Consider the following 3,860-nt stretch of genomic DNA (forward strand, 5'->3'; position numbering starts at 1 on the left):
TAAGGGAAAAAGGTTAGCTAGGGGACTTTATAAAATGGGAACAAATCAGTTGTTAAATGCCGATGTCAATGGGGCATTTAACATCATTAGAAAAGTAATTCCTGATGTCATTGACCAGGGAATAAAGGGTTTGCCGTTTAACCCTGTAGTGCTTGACCCACTTGTTAGTGAGCCAGTCGAACTACGAATGACTAAGCTTTCAGGCTTTTAAGTAAGTTTGAGTAAGTTTAGTTGAGCGGTTAATCTAGGATTAGCTCCTGATAACGGCTGTAGAGAGGACAAAAATATGATAGCGACAATAATCGATCGCCTTACGGAAACCAACCCGCAAATTATGCGAGAATGGCAAGGAAGATTAACCCCGAAAAATATCTCGATCGCCTCGATTATCTCCCTAGTTGGTCAATTATTAGTTTATTTATACTATCAAAATCTCTTGCCAGTAGCGGCGGGATTTAGTCGTTACTGTACCGCTAATCCCCCCAATAACAACGACTATTATCCCTATAGTGGGATTAAATACTGCATCCAAGACCTAAATGGTGAATGGATGATTATCTCCCGGTTATGGTGGTTAGATATCTTCACTTTTCTGAGTATTACCGGCATTTTCGCTCTTTTAGTGGTGGGAACCTATCAATTAATCGCCGATCTTTCCGGGGAAGAGCGCCGGGGTACACTTAATTTTATCCGTCTGAGTCCCCAACCCGCCAAAACGATTTTTATCGGCAAAATTTTCGGGGTTCCCATTCTCCTCTATCTCGTCTGTCTTCTCGCTTTACCCTTTCACTTGGGGGCGGGTTTATTAGCAGGTATTCCCCTATCGTTAATTTTAGCCTTCTACGCGGTTCTGATCGCTAGTTGTGCCTTTTTCTATCATGCCGCCCTTAGTTTCGCTTTAGCCACGCCATGGTTAGGGGGATTTCAACCCTGGTTAGGCAGCGCAACAGTCTTAATCTTTGTGTTTTATAGCAGTATTTTTACTTTATCGGGCTATGGTGGTTCCCGTACCCCCTTTGATTGGTTAATTCTCTTTAATCCTAGTTTTTTCCTTCCCTATCTAGTTAAATCTACCTTTCTCCCCCCCGATGCGGTACGCTATCTAGGAATCTCACAAATCTTTGATCTGCGTTGGTACGGTCAATCTCTCTGGCAATCGGTTATAGTGGGTATTAGTTTAATTTTGCTCAATTTTGCCCTCTGTACCTACGGTTTAACCCGAGTTATCCAGCGTCGCTTCCATAATCCCCTCGCTACTCTTGTTAGTAAACCCCAAAGTTATTGGATGATGGGCTGTTTTAGCGCTATTAGCCTAGGTTTTGTCTTCCAAACGCTGGAACCGAGCTATCTTTTCGATAATTTTGTCATTCTTAGCGTTTTTGTGGCGATTTTTGGCTTGTTAATCCTTTTTGCCCTCACTCCCCCCCGTCAAACTCTCCAAGATTGGACTCGCTATCGTCATCTACAAGGAAAAAAGGGCATTAGTCTGGGGAAAGCTTTAATCTTTGGCGAAAAAAGTCCTTCTACCCTAGCCATGGCTGTTAACCTCGCTATTGCCATTTTATTCATCCTTCCCGCTATTTTTATCGCCCCTCTCCATCAATATAAACTAGCCACTGCAGCCGGGTTTCTCTTGGCAATGAACATGATTTTAGTCTATGCCGCTATCGCTCAATTATTGATGTTAGCCAGCACAAATAAACGCGCTTTGCTGGCAGCCATTAGCATCGGCATTTTGATTATTTTCCCCTTCCTCTGTTTCGCTGTCTTGCGAGTTGATCCCAGTCAATCTCCGCTTTTATGGTTTTTTACTTTTCTTCCCATTGCCGCTACTAAATACGCTACATTTCCCTCTTTTGCTTTAGCAATCTTCAGTCAGTGGTTGGGTTTAACCCTCGTCGGATGGCAAATTAATCGGCAATTAAATCGCCTTGGTGCCTCGGCAACTAAAGCGTTAATGCCAGGCTAAAAAATACCGATTCACAGGGGAGATTAAATAATATCTCTGCCGACAATTTTCTCCCCTTGAGTATCGGTTAATTTTTTTTCCCAAAAGCTTGACAAAACCCCACGACTTGACAGATAATTGCTTATAGAATGGGAATCCGTGCCTGCCTGCGACCCCCTCTTTTCAGGTCAAATAAAGCCCCAAAAAATTAACCCCAAAAAGTAGGCTGAGTTAATCTCAGTGAACTGATAACTGATAACTGATAACTGATAACTGATAACTGATAACTGATTTAACCCACCACCGATAAACTATCAACGATTAGCGAGGGAGTATAACAGGAACCATTCCATTGATTATCGGACCCCAAAGCGATTAAATTCTGCAAAGCAGTATAAACATTTCCCGTCACCATTGTATCTTTAACTCGTCCGGTGATTTTCCCCTTTTCTATGCGATAACCCAGATCGATATTGACAGAAAAATCGCCCGAAATATCCGCCCCATGACCTAAAATTTGATCGATAACTAGGCCTTCGTCTATTTGCGAGATTAAATCCTCTAAAGTTCCCTCTCCCGGTGCCACGATTAAATTAACCAAATCTGGCATGGGATAAACCCCTAAACCGGGACGAAAACCGTTTCCCGTCGGAGTAGTTTTTAATAATCTGGCCGTGGTACGATCGCTATAGAATTCTTTAACTCTACCTCCCTCAATTAAAGATAAAAATTTAGTAGGAGTTCCCTCATCATCAAAGGGACAACTATAGGGTTCTCTGTCCGGTTGTTGGGATAACGTCAACTTTTCTGACATCACCAATTGACCGATTTTATCACTCCAGGGCGAAGACTTTTCTAAGATCTGTTTCCCATTTAAAGCCATCGCCACCGTACCCCATAACAGGGTAACTGCATTAGCGGTCAATAAAATTGGTAATTTTCCCGTGGGACTATCCACATTATTGGCAGCCCATTGTAGTCGCTGCAATAACTGTTTAATTACCGTATCGGGATGAGGTGTACTGCGGGTATATTCCCCATCATAAACCGCCAGAAAATCCTCCCCCCGTACCCATTCAATCCCCAGATAATAACTCAAAGCTGTATCGGTATATTGACAATATAAACCCTGGGAATTAACTAAACGGGTGATTTCCCGTTCACATTCCCATTCACCACTACAAATAACCTCAGGATAAACTTGGCGAATTTGGCCAATCATTTGATTACCCATCTCGATTAAAGATTCTACCGCCACATCCTGCCCAATCGGGTCATAAATTGCCTGTCGTGGCGCCGAAAATTCGATTTCTTCGGGGGCATTGAGATAGGATAAATTTAACGCCGTTTCTACTAAAATTTCCGGTTCCACATCACCATAACCCACCGCTAACCCCGGACAACCCTCGCGCCATAATCTTAAGGCAGTTCCCACAGATTCGGAACTTTCTAGCTGTTTGAGACGATTAGCCTCAAAAAAAACGGGATGGGAAAGGGAGGAAGATTGATAAACTTCGGCTGCCACTGCTCCCGATTTGAGAGCCAGTTCGATGAGTTGTTGCGGATCGATCGTCATGGTGATATTTTTTGAGATAATGGCTATCTGATTATCGAAAATTTGGGTTTAAAACCCCTTCGTTTCACGATAGCTTTTCTTGATCTCTAATATAGCACTTAAGAACTGCCAATGGCACACCTCCCACAGAAGCAACAAAATAACTAGGAGACCAAAGAGCATCTTTCCCATCTGATTTAGAATAAGCAGCTTGTTTATAAGTAGCTGGTTATAATTAAATTAAAAATGGATTTTAGGTTCGATCCCCCCTGCCCCCCTTGATAAGGGGGGTGCCGATAGGCGGGGGGATCTGAAAGTTTTTAATAAGTAGCTGGTTATAATTAAATTAAAAATGGA

2 protein-coding genes and 2 pseudogenes are annotated in these 3,860 nt (G+C 42.6%); 2 read left to right on the plus strand and 2 right to left on the minus strand.

The window, feature by feature from the left end; all coding sequences use genetic code 11:
- Together IM496_RS05995 and IM496_RS06000 are read left to right on the plus strand one after the other, a co-directional pair.
- Positions 1-211: pseudogene (locus tag IM496_RS05995) on the plus strand (RNA-guided endonuclease TnpB family protein); the annotation flags it as partial.
- Between the two features lie 75 nt (positions 212-286).
- Positions 287-1,969 carry a hypothetical protein gene (locus tag IM496_RS06000; protein WP_287661542.1) on the plus strand — a complete coding sequence of 561 codons (1,683 nt, stop codon included), beginning with the start codon at positions 287-289 and terminating at the stop codon, positions 1,967-1,969.
- Between the two features lie 271 nt (positions 1,970-2,240).
- Here the strand turns inward: IM496_RS06000 and IM496_RS06005 are convergent, their stop codons facing one another.
- Positions 2,241-3,524, minus strand: coding sequence for a TldD/PmbA family protein (locus tag IM496_RS06005; protein ID WP_287661543.1), 1,284 nt, complete (start codon positions 3,522-3,524; stop codon positions 2,241-2,243).
- Between the two features lie 64 nt (positions 3,525-3,588).
- A pseudogene (locus IM496_RS06010) lies at positions 3,589-3,723 on the minus strand (transposase); the annotation flags it as partial.
- Positions 3,724-3,860: the final 137 nt, after the last annotated feature.

This window comes from Microcystis sp. M049S2 (genome assembly GCF_020245625.1).
GTDB lineage: Bacteria > Cyanobacteriota > Cyanobacteriia > Cyanobacteriales > Microcystaceae > Microcystis > Microcystis ichthyoblabe_A.

Excerpts from the sequence above, each read along its gene's own strand:
- IM496_RS06000 (WP_287661542.1), top strand. The coding sequence starts at position 287 with ATGATAGCGACAATAATCGATCGCCTTACGGAAACCAACCCGCAAATT.
- IM496_RS06005 (WP_287661543.1), bottom strand. The coding sequence starts at position 3,524 with ATGACGATCGATCCGCAACAACTCATCGAACTGGCTCTCAAATCGGGA.